The 15,993-nt window shown below is 65.8% G+C and carries 12 protein-coding genes; 6 read left to right on the top strand and 6 right to left on the bottom strand.

What is annotated here, in order from left to right; genetic code table 11:
* Positions 1 to 108 precede the first annotated feature (108 nt).
* Positions 109 to 1,197: a saccharopine dehydrogenase family protein gene (locus tag U1R88_RS32075; protein WP_322434958.1), complete on the bottom strand. Its 1,089-nt coding sequence runs from the start codon at positions 1,195 to 1,197 to the stop codon at positions 109 to 111.
* A gap of 225 nt (positions 1,198 to 1,422) precedes the next feature.
* Between U1R88_RS32075 and U1R88_RS32070 the strand changes: the two genes are divergently transcribed.
* The 6 genes from U1R88_RS32070 to prmC all read left to right on the top strand — a co-directional run bounded on the left by U1R88_RS32070 (position 1,423) and on the right by prmC (position 10,184).
* Entirely contained in the window at positions 1,423 to 1,851 is a 429-nt protein-coding gene (locus U1R88_RS32070) for an Lrp/AsnC family transcriptional regulator (protein WP_322434960.1), read from the top strand.
* A gap of 194 nt (positions 1,852 to 2,045) precedes the next feature.
* A complete protein-coding gene (locus tag U1R88_RS32065) occupies positions 2,046 to 4,118 on the top strand; it encodes an OmpA family protein (protein WP_322434957.1) in 2,073 nt (690 codons plus the stop codon).
* Positions 4,119 to 4,350: 232 nt separating this feature from the next.
* A complete protein-coding gene (locus U1R88_RS32060) occupies positions 4,351 to 5,601 on the top strand; it encodes an aspartate kinase (protein ID WP_322434956.1) in 1,251 nt (416 codons plus the stop codon).
* A 264-nt stretch (positions 5,602 to 5,865) separates the two neighbouring features.
* Positions 5,866 to 8,130 carry a phosphoenolpyruvate--protein phosphotransferase gene (gene ptsP, locus U1R88_RS32055; protein WP_322434955.1) on the top strand — a complete coding sequence of 755 codons (2,265 nt, stop codon included), beginning with the start codon at positions 5,866 to 5,868 and terminating at the stop codon, positions 8,128 to 8,130.
* Positions 8,131 to 8,238: 108 nt separating this feature from the next.
* Positions 8,239 to 9,318, top strand: coding sequence for a peptide chain release factor 1 (gene prfA / locus U1R88_RS32050; RefSeq protein ID WP_068293535.1), 1,080 nt, complete (start codon positions 8,239 to 8,241; stop codon positions 9,316 to 9,318).
* Positions 9,315 to 10,184, top strand: coding sequence for a peptide chain release factor N(5)-glutamine methyltransferase (gene prmC / locus U1R88_RS32045; protein ID WP_322434954.1), 870 nt, complete (start codon positions 9,315 to 9,317; stop codon positions 10,182 to 10,184). The genes prfA and prmC overlap by 4 nt, the downstream gene beginning before the upstream one ends.
* 91 nt (positions 10,185 to 10,275) lie before the next feature.
* Here prmC and U1R88_RS32040 read toward each other — a convergent pair whose 3' ends face one another.
* The 5 genes from U1R88_RS32040 to U1R88_RS32020 all read right to left on the bottom strand — a co-directional run bounded on the left by U1R88_RS32040 (position 10,276) and on the right by U1R88_RS32020 (position 15,985).
* Positions 10,276 to 10,866 (bottom strand): CarD family transcriptional regulator, encoded by a 591-nt coding sequence (locus U1R88_RS32040; protein ID WP_068293541.1) that lies wholly within the window; start codon positions 10,864 to 10,866, stop codon positions 10,276 to 10,278.
* Positions 10,867 to 11,380: 514 nt separating this feature from the next.
* A complete protein-coding gene (gene fdxA / locus U1R88_RS32035; RefSeq protein ID WP_068293544.1) occupies positions 11,381 to 11,719 on the bottom strand; it encodes a ferredoxin FdxA in 339 nt (112 codons plus the stop codon).
* A 147-nt stretch (positions 11,720 to 11,866) separates the two neighbouring features.
* On the bottom strand, positions 11,867 to 12,217 hold the full coding sequence (gene fdxA / locus U1R88_RS32030; RefSeq protein WP_322434953.1) for a ferredoxin FdxA: 351 nt from the start codon (positions 12,215 to 12,217) through the stop codon (positions 11,867 to 11,869).
* A gap of 71 nt (positions 12,218 to 12,288) precedes the next feature.
* Positions 12,289 to 14,289: a CocE/NonD family hydrolase gene (locus tag U1R88_RS32025; RefSeq protein WP_322434952.1), complete on the bottom strand. Its 2,001-nt coding sequence runs from the start codon at positions 14,287 to 14,289 to the stop codon at positions 12,289 to 12,291.
* Positions 14,290 to 14,359: 70 nt separating this feature from the next.
* Positions 14,360 to 15,985 carry an ABC transporter ATP-binding protein gene (locus U1R88_RS32020; RefSeq protein WP_322434951.1) on the bottom strand — a complete coding sequence of 542 codons (1,626 nt, stop codon included), beginning with the start codon at positions 15,983 to 15,985 and terminating at the stop codon, positions 14,360 to 14,362.
* Positions 15,986 to 15,993 lie beyond the last annotated feature (8 nt).

Raw genomic sequence — 15,993 nt, 5'->3', positions numbered from 1 at the left:
CTCGGGGCCGGCCTTCTTCAACATGACCCAGTGAATCAAAAACTGCTGACAAACGCTACTGGTTTGTCAGCAGTCTGTGCAGGCGAAGACGCCTGCGATCCCGGAAACCTATCGCACCGCCGTCTGCGCATAGGCGCTGCCGAAGCGATTGGCCAGGAAGGCCGACAAGGCGATGTCCTCCTGGCGGATGAAGCCCTTCTGCGGCAGTTCACCCTTGGCCAGCATGTCCAGCACGGCGCAGATGGCGGAGGCCGTCGTCACCTGGATGGCGCTGCGCAGGCGCGAGCCGACGCGGCGGTTGTAGATCTTGTTGGCATAGGTTTCCTGCACCAGATGGCCATGGCGCTTGCCGCTGACGGTGACGAAGATCACCACCACGTCCTGGATTGTCGCCGGCAGGGCATTTTCGAGAATGTCCTTGAGCACGTCGCGGCGATGCCTGAGATCGAGGTCGTTGAGCAGCGCCTTCATGATCGCCGCATGGCCGGGATAGCGGATGGTGCGGTAGTTCAGCGTGCGCACCCTCCCCAGATAGGTCTCGCACAGGCTGCCGAGGCCGCCCGAGGTGTTGAAGGCCTCGTAGGTGACGCCGTCGAGCGAGAATTCCTCGCGCTCCTCCATCGCCGGCACCTCGACCCGGTGGCCGTCGACGATCGCCTCGCAGGGCTCGCAATATTCGTTGATCACCCCGTCCGTCGACCAGGTCAGGTTGTAGTTGAGCGCGTTGGAGGGGTATTGCGGCAGGGCGCCGACGCGCATGCGGATGGAATCAAGGCTGTCGAATTGCTGGGCAAGGTCGTTGGCGACGATCGAGATGAACCCCGGAGCCAGGCCGCATTGCGGGATGAAGGCGCTCCTGGCCGACGCCGCGAGGTCACGCACCCGCCGCGTCGAAGCGACGTCCTCGGTCAGGTCGAGATAGTGGACATTGGCCCGCGCCGCCGCCTCGGCGATGCGCGTGGTGAGATGAAACGGCGCGGCGCTGAGCACGGCATAGGCGCCGTCCAGGACGGTGCGCAGGGCTGCTCCGTCCTCGAGATCGAGTTCACGCTGCTCCACGCCTGCCGACAGTTCGGCGCCCTCCAGCTGCGCGGCCGACCGGTCGATCACGGTGACTTCATAGTCCCCGCTGACCGCCAGGATATCGGCGATGCACGCCCCGATCTTGCCCGCCCCCGCTACCACGATCTTGCGCATTGCCCGCCTCCCCCGCCGTGATTCCCTAGAGCAAAGCGCGTTCAAGACTGAACGTTTGTTTGCTCTAACTCTTTGGTTCGACGCGTCTTTGCGATTCGAGGTGACTCCGTCAAATCGCAAAACGCTATAGGCAAAAGCCTACGCCTGCCTCCCTGCTTTTCGAAGCCTGCATTTTGACGAAATGCCGAGCTATCTTTGCACAATGCTATCCACTATATCGTCATTATGACGACACCGGCCGATGATGCCCTGATTGCCATCCTGCGCGAGAACGCCCGCGCCTCCACGGCCGAGATCGCCCGGCGCCTCGGCGTTTCCCGCACCACCGTGCAGAGCCGCATCGCGCGCCTCGAACATCGCGGCGTGATCGCCGGCTACACCATCCGGCTTTCCGAGGAGCATACCCGTACGCTCCTGCGCGCCCATGTGCTGCTCACCACCGTGCCCAAGCTGATCCGTCAGGTGGAGGCGGGCCTGCGCGAAATCCCAGCTGTGCGCACGCTGCATTCGGTCAGCGGCAATTTCGACATGATCGCGGTGATCGAGGCCCGCTCGGTCGGCGAACTCGACGAACTCGCCGATCGCATCGGCGCGCTGGAGGGGGTCGAGCGCACTTCGACCTCCCTCATCCTGTCGACGCGGATCGAGCGCTAGGGCACGCCGAAAAGCGCGCGCCGGCTCTCGGAAAAAATAATGCAATAACAATGAATTATGGCATCTGTCCCGATTTCGAAATCGAGTCCGGTCATGTCAGGCGTGTCCCGGCACCGACGGATATTCGACGATCCGCGTTCAGTTTCGGTTCAGCCGCAATCGGGATGATGGCGGCCCAATCAAGAGAGGTCGCGATGCTCCTGCGCAAGAAACTGATCAGTCTGGCTGGTACGCTGATGCTCGCCGTCTCGCCCACGGCGATCGTGCTGGTGCAGGACGCGCTGGCGCAGGATGCCCAGGCGCCGACGACGGAAGCGCCTGCGCCGGGCGCCAAGCCCTCGGTCGAAGATATCCTGAAGCGCCACAAGAAGGGCGGCGGCCAGGATGGCGAGGGCGCGCCGGCAAAACGGGCCGCTCCCGCCGAATCGCAGGACCAGGATGGCGGCGCTCCGGCTGCCAAGCCGAAGCGGCAGAAGCCGAACGCCGAGCAGGACGGCGCAGCATCCGGTTCAGGCGGTGACGAAACGCCTGCCGCTAAGCCCCGCCGCCAGAAGCCGGCCCCCGGTGCCGCCGGCCAGGACGCGCCCGGCGAACCCGCGCCCGGCGAAGCGCCCCCCGCTGCCAAACCCAAGCGCCAGAAGCCGGCCGCCGATTCGGCCGGCCAGGAAGCTCCCGGCAAGCCAACCGCGGGAGAACCTGCACAGGAGGCCCCGGCCGCAAAGCCCAAGCGCCAGAAGCCCGCGGCACCCGGCGACAGCACCGGACAGGACGCGCCCGCAGCAAAACCCCGCACTCCCACCGAGCCGGATGCGGATCAAGGCAGCGGCGCGCCCGCGCAGACCAAGCCTGTCCAGCCCAAGCCCGTGCCCCAGCAGCCCGCGGCCGGCGACGGCCAGCCGGGTGCAGGACAGGAAAACGGCGGCACGCCCGAACCGCGCGGCAAGCGCCGCGACCGTACCCAGGGCCAGCCCGGCGCCGAAGGTACGCCGCAGGGCCTCGACAACGGCCAGCCGGATAGCCGTCCCTTGGATGGTCGCCCCGGCGGCCGCAACCAACTCCCCGGTCAAGGCGGGATTCCCCTGCCGGCCGACGGCACGCAACAGGGGCAGGAAGGCCGTCCGGGCCTTCCGCCGCAACCGGAGAACGGCGGCCAGCAAGGCCAGGGCCGCCCCCTGCAGGGCCCGGTCGACCGGGCGGCGGAGCAGCGCGCCATCGGCCTGTTGGGCGACACCACACCGCCCGATCGTCTCAACGACCAGCAATTGCGCCAACGCCTTAACGTCTATCGCTCGGCCCTGTCCGCCGGCAACCTGTCGGAAGCTACCGAACAGGCCCTGATCCAGCGCCTGAACGGCGCGCGCGCCGCCCTGCGCAATCGCGTGGCCGACCAGGAATATGGCGGCGAACAGCAGCAGGGCCAGAGTGGGCAGGGCTCGCCCTTCGGCCGCTCCCAGTTCCGCCAGGGCTCGCCCCGGCCGCAGGACATCCCCGCCATCCTGGCGGACCGGCGCCCCTCCAACGTGCTGACCGTCGACCAGCTCAACCGGCGCATCCTGGTCTATCGCGATGCCGCCAACGACCAGCGCTACAACCCCGAGGATCGCGAGGCCTTCGCGCAATATCTGCAGGACGATCGCAACGACCTGCGCCGCCGCCTGTTGAGCGATCGCGGCCAGCGCACCGACCGCCTGCGCCGCTATGAAGGCGACGGGCGTTTCGACGTGGACATCAATCCGCGTGGACAGCGCAACCAGAGCGTCTGGGCCGCGGAAGTCGACGACGACCAGATCGAGCAGCAATTCGCCTCCCGTCCGCTCAAGCCGCTGCCGCGTCGCTATGCGCGGTCCGAATTCCTTGCCCAGCCCGAAGCGGTGATGGAACAACCGGCCATCCGCCAGTCCATCCCCAGCGTGGAACTGGACACCATTCATTTCGGCTTCAACGAATCATTCGTGCGCGAGGAGGAGATCGCCAATCTCGACCGCATCGGCCGCATCATCGAGCGGATCGTGGCCGCCCATCCCAACGAGGTCTTCGTGATCGAGGGCAACACCGATGCGGTGGGTGACGATGCCTATAATCTGCGCCTGTCCAAGGAGCGGGCCGAGGCGGTGAAGCAGGCCCTGACCCAATATTACGTGATCGCGCCCGACAACCTGGTCACGGCGGGCCTCGGCGAGCGCTATCTCAAGATCCCGACGCCAGAGCCCGAGCAGGAGAATCGCCGCGTGACCCTGCGCCGCATCACGCCCCTGCTGCAGAACTGACGGCTACCATCACGATCGCGGCGCACATCCCTGTCGGATGCGCGCCGCTTTTGCTTGCCATCCTCGGCCCTTTCGCTTAAATCCCGCGGCGCGGTGACCGCAGGTCTCCGCATCTCCTCGCCTCATGCATGTAGCCACGGCCGGGACCGCATCCTGGCCCGCTTTTGTGCGGCGTCCCCTCATCGAGAGCGTCTTACCAACGTTCGAGAATTCATCGGAGCCTAGTGGCCGTATGTCCGGCAGCCCGCGTCCTCGTCTTGTCATGAAGTTTGGCGGCACCTCTGTCGCCACTGTCGAGCGCATCAAGAATGTGGCGCAGCATGTCAAACGCGAGGTTGCCGCCGGCTATGACGTGGCGGTGGTGGTCTCCGCCATGTCCGGCAAGACCAATGAGCTGGTCGGCTGGTGCAACGAGGCCTCGCCGCTGTATGACCAGCGCGAATACGACACCATCGTCGCTTCCGGCGAACAGGTGACCTCGGGCCTGCTCGCGCTGACGCTCACCAGCGTCGGCATCAAGGCCCGTTCCTGGCAGGGCTGGCAGGTGCCGATCGAGACCTCGGCTGCCCACGGCTCCGCGCGCATCTCGGCGATCCCCTCCAAGAATCTCGACGACGGCTTTGCTGCCGGGGAAGTTGCGGTGATTTCCGGCTTCCAGGGCATCGAGCCCCTGAGCGGGCGCATCACCACGCTGGGACGCGGCGGTTCCGACACCTCGGCCGTCGCCATCGCCGGCGCGATCGGAGCCGAGCGCTGCGACATCTACACCGATGTCGACGGCGTCTACACCACCGATCCGCGCATCGTACCGAAGGCGCAGCGCATGGACCGCATCGCCTTCGAGGAAATGCTGGAAATGGCCTCCCTCGGCGCCAAGGTGCTGCAGGTGCGCTCGGTGGAGCTCGCCATGGTCCACAAGGTGAAAACCTATGTAAGATCGTCCTTCGACGATCCCGAAAACCCCAATCCCGGAACCCTGATCTGCGACGAGGAAGACATCATGGAACAGCAGGTTGTGACCGGCATCGCCTATTCGAAGGATGAAGCGCAGATCACCCTGCGCGACGTGGCCGACCGCCCGGGTGTCGCCGCCGCCATCTTCGTGCCCCTGGCCGACGCCAACATCAATGTGGACATGATCGTCCAGAACATTTCGGCCGACGGCGCTTCCACCGACATCACCTTCACCGTGCCGCAGGCCGAGTTCCAGCGCGCCAAGGACGTGATCGACAAGGCCCGCAAGGACGTGGTGTGCGACAATGTCGAGACCAACATGGACGTCTCGAAGATTTCGGTGATCGGCATCGGCATGCGCAGCCATGCCGGCGTGGCGGCAACCTGCTTCCAGGCCCTTGCCGGCCGCGGCATCAACATCCGCGCCATCACCACCTCCGAGATCAAGATTTCGGTGCTGATCGATGCGGCCTATACCGAACTGGCAGTCCGCACGCTCCACACGCTCTACGGGCTCGACAAGGCCTGAGCAACCGCGCCTTGTCCTCGTGACGGCGGCACAGCGCCTCGATGACGCAGTGCCCGGAAGAAACGGAAATACTTCTTTCAATTTCCGTGAAATCTTGCGACAGAACAAAAAGTTAGTGCGTGCTTCGTTTGGATTCTCGCGCGAGGGACGCCCCTTATTCACTATGTGACCGGCCGCTTCGCCAGAACCGGCCGGCGCTCTGAGGCAGCGGACGGCCCCGGGTTCGCCGGGTCGCCAGACCTGTCGAGGACATGGAGGCATCGGATGCGTGGCGCGATCGGCGGCCCGCGCCTGCTCCTCAAGCGGCTCCGCGAAGTCATGGCGGAGCCTGTTTCGGCGCAGGAGAGGCTGGACAAGACCGTGGTCTTGATCGCCGCGAACATGGTCGCGGAGGTCTGCTCGGTCTATGTCCTGCGCACCGACGGCACGCTGGAACTCTATGCCACCGAAGGCCTCAATCCGAACGCGGTGCATTTGACCACCATGCGCAAGGGCGAAGGCCTGGTCGGCCTCGTCGCCAAGGAGGCCGAGCCGGTCACCACCTCGGACGCGCAGCACCATCCCTTGTTCGCCTACAAGCCGGAGACGGGCGAAGAGATCTACAACGCCTTCCTCGGCGTGCCGATCCTGCGCGCCGGCGAGACGCTCGGCGTCCTGGTGGTGCAGAACAAGGCCCAGCGCGCCTATTCGGAAGAAGAGATCGAGGCGCTCGCCACCGTCGCCATGGTGCTGGCCGAGATGATCGCCTCCGGCGAGCTCCAGGCCCTGGCCCGCCCGGGCGCCGACCTCGCCAGCCGCCGCGCCCTGCAGTTGACCGGCGCGCCGCTCTCCGAAGGCGTCGGCCTCGGCCATGTCGTGCTGCACGAGCCGCGCGTGGTGGTGAAGACCCTGATCGCGGACGATGTCGGCCGAGAGACCGATCGCCTCGACAATGCCATCGTCGGCCTGCGCGATGCCATCGACGCCATGCTCGACCGCGGCGACCTCGCCCGCGCCACCGAGACGCTCGACGTGCTCGAAGCCTATCGCATGTTCGCGCAGGACCGCGGCTGGATCACCAAGATGCGCGAGGTCATCGCCACCGGCGTCACCGCCGAGGCGGCGGTGCAGCGCGTGCAATCCGATACGCGTGCGCGCATGCAGCGCGTCGCCGATCCGATCCTGCGCGAGCGCCTCTACGATCTCGACGATCTCGCCAACCGCCTGCTGCGCCAGCTCACCGGCGACGGACATCACGTCCCCTCCGAGTCCATGCCCAAGGATGCGGTGCTGGTGGCGCGTTCGATGGGGCCGGCGGCCCTGCTCGATTATTCCCGCGACAATCTGCGTGGCCTCATCCTCGAAGAGGGCGGGCCGACCAGCCACGTCGCCATCGTGGCGCGGGCACTCGGCATTCCCACCGTTGGCGAGGTCGAGGGCATCACCAGCCTGGTCGAGCAGGGCGACGCCATCATCGTCGACGGCTCGGTCGGCGAAGTCCAGGTGCGCCCGGCCCCGGATGTCGAGCATGCCTATGCCGAGAAGGTGCGCTTCCGGGCCAAGCGCCAGGAGCAATATCTCGCCCTGCGCCACAAGCCGAGCCGCACCCGCGACGGCTGCGATATCAAGCTCTATATCAATGCCGGCCTCCTGGTCGACCTGCCGCACATCAAGGAAAGCGGCGCCGACGGCATCGGGTTGTTCCGCACCGAGCTGCAGTTCATGATCGCCTCGCAGTTCCCGCGCACCGGCGAGCAATATGCGCTCTACAAGGCCGTACTGGAGGCGGCCGGCGATCGGCCGGTAACCTTCCGCACCCTCGATATCGGCGGCGACAAGGTGCTGCCCTATATGCACCAGATCGAGGAGGAGAACCCGGCTCTGGGCTGGCGGGCCATTCGCCTCGGCCTCGATCGTCCCGGCCTGATGCGCTCGCAGCTCCGCGCCCTGCTGCAGGCCGCCGCCGGGCGCGAGCTCAGGGTGATGTTCCCGATGATCTCGGCCTCCGAGGAGTTCGACCAGGCCCGTGGGGTGGTGGAGCGCGAGATCACCTTCCTGCGCCGCCACGGCAAGCCCCTGCCCGATCTGGTCAAGCTCGGCGCCATGGTCGAGGTTCCGAGCCTGCTGTTCCAGCTCGACGAGATCCTGCAGCGCACCGACTTCCTGTCCGTCGGCTCGAACGATCTCTTCCAGTTCCTCTATGCGGTCGACCGGGGCAATGCGCGCGTGGCAGGCCGTTTCGATACGCTCTCCCCATCGGTGATGCGCGCCCTGAAGATGATCGCCGACAAGTCCAACGCGGCTGGCGTGCCAGTGACATTGTGCGGCGAGCTCGCCTCCAAGCCGCTGGAAGCGCTGGCTCTGATCGGCCTCGGCTTCCGGCAATTATCGATGACGCCGTCGGCGATCGGCCCGGTCAAGGCCATGCTGCTCGAGATCGAAGCAGCCGAGATCATGGAGCTCGTCGATCATCATCTCAAACCCGAAGCGGACAGGCCGCTGCGCCTTGCTCTCAGGGAATTCGCCGCCGAACGCGGCATTCCGTTATAGCGAGCCTGCCCAGGGGGAGCGGATGGCCCCGTCCGCTTTTCTCCCCATGCGCCCCGTTTCCAAGATGCGGACAGGATGTCCGCGCTCCGACACTCCCAGGACCACCCTATGCTCCCCCTCGACCGCCTTGATGCCCTGCTTCGCCGCCGCGATTTCGTCGAAGCCGAGCTCGCTTCCGGCCCCGACGCCGATACCTATGTGACCCTGGCGCGCGAACTTGCCGAGCTCGATCCCGTCGCCGCGCTCATCCGCGAATGGCAGGGCGCCCAGGACGAGTTGAAAGGCGTCGAGGCCATCATCGCCGAACCGGCCATGGCCGGCGAGATGGCCGAGATGGCGGAGGAGGAGCGCAAGACCCTGCTCGAGCGCCTCGGTGAGCTGGAGACGGCGATCAAGCTTTCGCTGCTGCCCAAGGATGCCGCCGACGAAAAATCGGCCATCCTGGAAGTGCGCGCCGGCACGGGCGGCGACGAAGCCTCGCTCTTTGCCGGCGATCTCCTGCGCATGTATATGCGCTATGCCGATCTGCAGGGCTGGAAAACCGAGATCCTGTCCGAATCCGAAGGCACCATGGGTGGCTACAAGGACGTCGCCCTGGCCATCAGGGGCAAGGGCGTGTTCGCCAAGCTGAAATTCGAATCCGGCGTGCACCGGGTGCAGCGCGTGCCGGTGACGGAAGCCGGCGGGCGCATCCACACCTCGGCCGCCACGGTCGCGGTACTGCCCGAGGCCGAGGAGGTCGACATCGCCATCGAGGAGAAGGACCTCAAGGTCGACGTCTTCAGGGCCTCCGGCGCCGGCGGCCAGCACGTCAACACCACCGACAGCGCCGTGCGCATCACCCATCTGCCCACCGGCATCGCCGTGGCGGTTCAGGCCGAACGCTCTCAGCACAAGAACCGGGCCCAGGCCATGGCGATGCTGCGCGCGCGCCTCTACGAGGCCGAACGCGAGCGGGTCGACAGTGCCCGCGCCGCAGACCGGCGTGACCAGGTCGGTTCCGGCGATCGTTCCGAGCGCATCCGCACCTATAATTTCCCGCAAGGTCGCCTGACCGACCACCGCATCGGCCTCACCCTCTACAAGCTCGACCAGATCGTCGCCGGCGACGCCCTCAACGAGGTGATCGACGCGTTGGTGACCGAGAACCAGGCCAGGCTGCTTGCCGCCAGCGAGGCAAGGGCGTGAGCACGCTCGGCCGCCTTTATCGGGAACTCCTCGCCGCCTTCCGCACTGCCGCACTGCCCACACCCGAACTCGATGCCCGCTGGCTGGTGGCTGAAGCGACCGGCCTGCCGTCGACCGCCATCACGCTTTCCCCCGACAGCCCTGTGACGGTCGAGGCTGCCGAGAAGGCCCGCTCCTTCCAGGCCAGGCGCCTGCAGGGGGAACCGGTGGACCGTATCCTCGGGCACCGTGAATTCTGGAGCCTGGAATTTCGCCTGGGCCCAGCCACGCTGTCGCCAAGGCCGGACACCGAGACCATCGTCGAGACCTGCCTGTCCCTGCTGCCCGACCGTGAGGCGGCCTATCGCCTCCTCGATCTCGGCACCGGCACGGGCGCCATCCTGATCGCCCTGCTGCATGAAAGACCGCGTGCGAGCGGGATTGGGATCGACCAGGCGGCCGATGCCCTGGCGGTCGCAGGCCTGAATGCCACCGACAACGGCGTTGCCGAGCGAGCCGATTTCCGGCTGGGAAACTGGATGGAAGGCCTGGAGAATGAAGTCGACCTCATCGTCTCCAACCCGCCCTATATCCCTTCCGCCGACATTGCCGGGCTGGAACCGGAGGTACGCGAGCACGATCCCCTGCTTGCGCTCGACGGCGGCGTCGACGGCCTCGACGCCTATCGTCTCATTGCCGCCGACGCCCCTCGCATGTTGCGCCCTGGCGGGCTGCTGGTCTTCGAGCTCGGCATCGGCCAGGAGGAGGCTGTGGCTGGGCTGATGCGTCGTGCAGGCTTCGAGATGCTCGGTCCGGCGCGCAGGGACCTCGGGGGCGTTCCCCGCGCCTTGGCAGGCAAATGGCCGGGAAATTGGCGGCAGGCATGAAATTGTCCGGGAGACGCCGTCACTCGGCGTTGTTGCGGGCAAAGAAAAACCCCGCCAAGGCGGGGTTTCATGTCGTCGGAAGCGGAAGGCCTCAGGCGGCGGCTTCCTCTTCTTCCTCGGCAGCCTCGTCGAACTCGGCCTCGGCTTCCTTGGCGCCACCGCGCTTGGGACCCTTGGCGAGATTGGCTTCGATCACCTTCACGGCTTCGGAATCGATGAGATCGTCGACGGCAGCGAGTTCGCGCGCCATGCGATCGAGAGCCGCTTCATAAAGCTGACGCTCGGAATAGGACTGCTCGGGCTGAGCATCGGAGCGATAGAGATCGCGCACGACCTCGGCAATGGCGATCAGGTCGCCCGAATTGATCTTGGCTTCGTATTCCTGCGCACGGCGCGACCACATGGTGCGCTTGATGCGGGCACGGCCCTTGAGCGTTTCGAGCGCCTTGGCGACCACGGCCGGTTCGGACAGCTTGCGCATGCCGACGGAAGCGATCTTGGTGGTGGGCACGCGCAGCGTCATCTTGTCCTTGGAGAAGGAAATCACGAACAGCTCAAGCTTGAAACCGGCTACTTCCTGCTCGTCGATCGACACGATTTTGCCGACGCCATGCGAGGGGTACACAATGCTCTCGCCCGTCTTGAAACCCTGCTTCGTGGACGTCTTCTTCGCTGTCGTCATGACGCTTCAACGCTCCTATCATTGGCAGATGCCGAATCGGCAGCCGCACCAAACCACGGGCAGGCTCACGCCTGTTACCGCAAACACCATTCGACAGTGAAACCAGGCCAAAGCTTCAAGAGCCGCCGCGAGGAACGTCGAAATGAAGGACGGTCAAAAATTCCATGTATCTATCGGCGCTACCCGCACCGACCGACTGAGATCCCTTGAAGCTGAGCACAAAAAAATTGCCCCTGTGCGGAGCAGCGGCGGGGTAACTCGGTCTCTCTCTTGACCATGCCCCTGTATATACCAAAAATCGGCAAAAATCAATGCTTTTACGCGCCAAAACGGCGCGTAAAGCGCTCGTTAAGGTTGATACCGCGCGGTTTTTGTGAATAGCCGCTATGCAAAAAGCGCCGGGCATGCCCCGGGGGTACCTCGACAGATGCACGCTCCCGAAGCCCCGAAAGCGGGCAGCCATGCCGCCCGCGCAGAGAAAACCGACCCCTTCGGGTTCGGCTGGAATTTGCGATCAGGCGTCGCCCTGGCCCGGTTCCGGCGAGAGCAGCGGCAGCTTGTCCGGCTTGCCGTCCCACTCCTTGGCATCGGCGAAACCGTCACGCTTGACCGTGATGTTCGGCCAGCTCTGCGCGAACTTGGCGTTCAGCTCGAGCCAGGCCTCCAGGCCCTTTTCGGTATCGGCCTTGATGGCATCCGCCGGACATTCGGGCTCACAGACACCGCAATCGATGCATTCGTCGGGATGGATGACGAGAAAATTCTCACCCTCGTAGAAACAGTCCACCGGGCAGACTTCCACGCAGTCCATGTATTTGCACTTGATGCAGTTCTCAGTGACCACGTAGGTCATGCCAGAAAATCCCGAAAGTTTATAATCTTGCTAAAACTGCCTAGCCGAACTGTGCCGACGGTTCAAGGCGCGCTTGCACAGAGCAGCCATTCGCCGCGGTGCTGGCTTTGACTCAGTTCATCACAAACGAGGCGCCGGACCTGTCCTCTACCCGGCCTGTCCTGCGTCTCCGGCGCCCGGCCGAGGCGAGAGCAAGGCCAGCTTGCCGGGCTTGCCGTCCCATTGTTTGGCATCCAATGGCAGCTCGCGCCGCGCCGTGATCTCCGGCCAGAGATGGGCATAGCGCGCGTTCAATTCAACCCAGGCCTCCAATCCGCGCTCCGCATCGGAGCGGATGGCGTCCGCCGGGCAGGCCGGCTCGCAGATGCCGCAATCGATGCATAATAGGGGATCGATGACGAGCATAGTCTCGCCTTCGCGGAAGCAATCCACCGGGCACTCGGCCACGCAGTCCATATATTTGCATCTGATGCAGTTCTCGGTGACCACATAGGTCATGACGGCCATTCCATCGGGAGGGAGCCCTCAATGGAATGGTCCGCTGTGGCGCGCCCAAGGCGCAATTGCGGTCATAAGAGATCGCGGGGGATTTTCTCGTGCCAGCGGCGCTCGGCGGCCAGCTCGCCATTGGCGGAGGCCCTGAGTTCACCCTCCAGAATGAAATCGGTGGCGGTCGCCTGCATCGCGGTCTTCACCTCGATGCGGATCTGCCAGCCCTCGCGCCCCATCTCGTAGCTCTCGGTGAGGCGGTAGCGCGCGCTGAGAGGATCATCGCCCCTGACGGTCAGCTCACGCCGAAGGCTGTGGGAGAGCGTAGTGTCGATCTCGTCGAAGCGCAGCACGCCCTCGCCGAACAGGCCACCCTCCCCCTCCGTGACATAGGTAGCCGTATCGGTCAGCAGGTCGAGCGAGGTGGTGCGCGCCATGCGTCCCTCGGCAACCTTGGTCGTCGGGGTGCGGGCAGCGCTCAGCGCTGGCTCGAAGGCGATGACGGGCTCGTCGGCGCCGGCCTGGCGCAGCGGCAGGGTCAACCGACCCGGGCAGCGCAGGGTCAGCGTCACCGGTTCGGGCGCCGGCCAGATCAGCGGCCAGTAGGCCGTCGACAAGGCCAGCCTGAGGCGATGGCCCGGCGCGAGGGCATAGCCGCAATCGCTGAGCTTGAGGCGGATGGGATAGAAGCGGCCGGGCACCAACGCCTCGGGCTCGGCATGGCTGTCGCGGTGGGTCAGGTTGAACAGCGCATAGGCGATACGGCGCGAGGAGCCGTCCGGCGCGACGTCGCAAAGCCGGGCGCAGAGCTGGGCCAGGGGCTTGTCGGCGGCAATCTCGACCTCGATCTCCGGGGCCCCGAGCAGTTCGAGCCGTTCGGCCAGGACCTCACCGTCGAAGCAGCAGGAGAAGGCATCGTCATGGCGCTGGTCGGCCGGCTCCTCGCCGTTGACGCCGGTGCCCATCCATTCCCCGGCCGCCGCGCCCGTCCAGGCCGGCGAGGTGAAGGCGATCTCGTTGGCCGGGCCGGCTTCAGCCGCCAGGGTGCCCGGCGCCAGATGGACGGTCCTGGCGACGATCATCGGCGAAGGCCATGTCGCCTCGCCGACAAAGCGCCCGGGTACCGGATCGCGATGACCGGGTGGCGCCCACTCCTCGACGAAAGCCCGCATCATCGGCTCGGCCATGATGCCGCGATCCGTCCCCTTCAGCCAGTGATCCCACCAGCGCGTCGCTTCCTGCAGGAAGCCGATGGCCGGCCCCGGCACGCCGTCCTGCGGATAGATATGGGCCCAGGGCCCGATCAGGCCGAGCCTGGGCACGGTGAGGCCCTCGATCAGGCGGGGAATGGCATTGGTATAGGCATCGCCCCAGCCCCCGACGGCGAAGACCGGGCATTGTACCGCCGAGAAATCCTCGCAGATCGAACCGTGCCGCCAATACGCGTCGCGCCTCTGATGCGCGAGCCAGAGCGCCGGGAAGAAAGGCAGATGGTCGAGGCGGTGCTGCCATTGCGCCCGCCAGGCTTCGCCGACCAGCAACGGATCGGCCGGCCGGGCCTGGTAGGCCAGCATGATCGAGCCCCACCACAGATTGTCGTTGAGCAGGGTGCCGCCCATGAAATGGATGTCGTCGGCATAGCGATCATCGGTCGAGCAGACGGTGATGATGGCCTTGAGGGCCGGCGGGTTGAGCGCGGCGACTTGCAGGCAGTTGAATCCGCCCCAGCTCTTGCCCATCATGCCGACGGAACCCGTGCACCAGGGCTGGGCCGCCAGCCACGCGATCACTTCGCAGGCGTCGTCGAGCTCGCGCTGCAGATATTCATCCTCGAGCAGGCCGTCGGACTCGCCGCTGCCGCGCATGTCGACGCGGATGGCGGCATAGCCATGGGCCGCGAACCAGCCATGCATCGGCTCGTCCCGCCCGCGCGTGCCGTCGCGCTTGCGGTAGGGGATATATTCGAGGATCGCCGGCACAGGCCTGGCTTCGGCATCCTCCGGCAGCCACAGGCGAGCGGCAAGCCGGGTGCCATCGGCGAGGGGAATGAAGAAATGTTCGATCGTGCGGACTGGGGACATTGGAAAATACTTCAAGAAAAACAAGCGAAAGGGCCGGTCCGAAGACCGGCCCTTTCAGCGAACCATTGGATCACGCCACCTTGCGGCTGGCGAGAATATTGTCGAGCCAATGCGTATCCATCTCCGGCACGGAGCTGATCAGCTTCTCCGTGTAGGGATGGAACGGCGGGGCGAAGATATCCGCCGTCGGGCCCTGGGCGATGATCTCGCCCTTGAACATCACCGCCGTGCGATGGGCGATGCGGCGCACCGTACCGAGGTCGTGGGTGATGAAGATATAGGCGAGCCCGAGATCGTCCTGCAGCTTCTTGAGGAGCTTGAGCACGTCCTCGGCCACCAGGGGATCGAGTGCGGAGGTCGGCTCGTCGCAGATGATCACTTCCGGCTCGGCAGCGAGGGCACGGGCGATGCAGACACGCTGCTTCTGGCCGCCGGAGAGCTGGCCGGGCCGTCGATCCGCGAACTCCTCCGGCAAGCCGACCTGCCGCAGCAATTCGAGCACGCGCTTGCGCACGTCGCCGGCCGAACGGTTGAAATAGAAGCTCACCGGGCGCCCGATGATCTGCCCCAGGGTCTGGCGCGGATTGAGCGCGACATCCGGCATCTGGTGCACCATCTGCAGGCGCCGCAGGATGTCCTTGCTGCGCTGGGGCAGTGCCGGCGGCAGGGTCCTGCCGTTCAGCGAGACATCGCCCTCCCAGCGCGGCAGCAGGCCGACGATGATGCGCGCGATCGTGCTCTTGCCGGAGCCGGATTCGCCGACCACCGCCAGCGTTTCGCCTTTCGCGAGCTTGAAGGAGGCGTTCTTGACAATCGCCACCGGGCCGTAGCCAGCGGTGACGTTGGTCATGGAGAGTACGGGCTCGGCCCCCTCCGCCGGGGCGGTGAGCTGGAGATGCTCGGCCTCGCGCCGCTCGTTCACCAGCGCCCGGGCATAGTCGGTCCGCGGCGCCTCCAGCACCTGCTGGGCCTCGCCGACCTCGACAGTCTTGCCATGACGCAGCACCATGATGCGATGGGCGATCTGGGCCACCACGGCAAGGTCATGCGTGATGTAGAGGCCGGCCGTGCCGAATTCCCGGATGAGATCGCGCAAGAGCGCCAGCACCTCGATCTGGGTGGTGACGTCGAGCGCGGTGGTCGGCTCGTCCAGCACGATCACGTCAGGCCGGCAGCTCATCGCCATCGCGGCCATGGCGCGCTGGAGCTGGCCGCCCGAGACCTGGTGGGGATAGCGGTCGCCGATCGTGTCGGGATTGGGCAGCTGCAGGATGCGGAAGAGCTTGCGGGCATAGGCTTCCGCCTCCGGCCGCGTCATCACGCCATGCACGACCGGCGCCTCGCAGACCTGGTCCATTAGCGTCATGGCCGGGTTGAAGGAGGCGGCGGCGCTCTGGGCGATATAGGCGATGCTCTTGCCGCGGAAATTGCGGCGCTGCGCGGCAGTGGAGGCGCGCAGCTCGGTGCCGTCGAGCTTGATCGAGCCGCCGGTGATGCGCATGCCGGCCCGGGCATAGGCCATCGACGCCAGGCCGATGGTGGACTTGCCGGCACCGGACTCACCGATGAGGCCGAGGATTTCTCCTCGCCGCAGCGTCACGTCGACATTGTCGACCAGAACGCGGCCGGTGATGGTCTCGACCCGAAGCTTTTCCAGCTCGAGGATCATGTCGGAAGAGGTCTTGTCGTCTGCCATCTCAGCCC

Origin of the sequence: Labrys sedimenti (genome assembly GCF_034424805.1) — a bacterium.
GTDB classification, from domain to species: domain Bacteria; phylum Pseudomonadota; class Alphaproteobacteria; order Rhizobiales; family Labraceae; genus Labrys; species Labrys sedimenti.
Note: the sequence above shows the minus strand (reverse complement) of the source record. Positions and strands in the feature narration are given on the sequence as shown.

Bases quoted from the DNA above. Each gene is read 5' to 3' on its own strand.
- U1R88_RS32075 (WP_322434958.1), bottom strand. From the start codon at position 1,197: ATGCGCAAGATCGTGGTAGCGGGGGCGGGCAAGATCGGGGCGTGCATC.
- U1R88_RS32070 (WP_322434960.1), top strand. From the start codon at position 1,423: ATGACGACACCGGCCGATGATGCCCTGATTGCCATCCTGCGCGAGAAC.
- U1R88_RS32065 (WP_322434957.1), top strand. From the start codon at position 2,046: ATGCTCCTGCGCAAGAAACTGATCAGTCTGGCTGGTACGCTGATGCTC.
- U1R88_RS32060 (WP_322434956.1), top strand. From the start codon at position 4,351: ATGTCCGGCAGCCCGCGTCCTCGTCTTGTCATGAAGTTTGGCGGCACC.
- ptsP (WP_322434955.1), top strand. From the start codon at position 5,866: ATGCGTGGCGCGATCGGCGGCCCGCGCCTGCTCCTCAAGCGGCTCCGC.
- prfA (WP_068293535.1), top strand. From the start codon at position 8,239: ATGCTCCCCCTCGACCGCCTTGATGCCCTGCTTCGCCGCCGCGATTTC.
- U1R88_RS32040 (WP_068293541.1), bottom strand. From the start codon at position 10,866: ATGACGACAGCGAAGAAGACGTCCACGAAGCAGGGTTTCAAGACGGGC.
- fdxA (WP_068293544.1), bottom strand. From the start codon at position 11,719: ATGACCTACGTGGTCACTGAGAACTGCATCAAGTGCAAATACATGGAC.
- fdxA (WP_322434953.1), bottom strand. From the start codon at position 12,217: ATGACCTATGTGGTCACCGAGAACTGCATCAGATGCAAATATATGGAC.
- U1R88_RS32025 (WP_322434952.1), bottom strand. From the start codon at position 14,289: ATGTCCCCAGTCCGCACGATCGAACATTTCTTCATTCCCCTCGCCGAT.
- U1R88_RS32020 (WP_322434951.1), bottom strand. From the start codon at position 15,985: ATGGCAGACGACAAGACCTCTTCCGACATGATCCTCGAGCTGGAAAAG.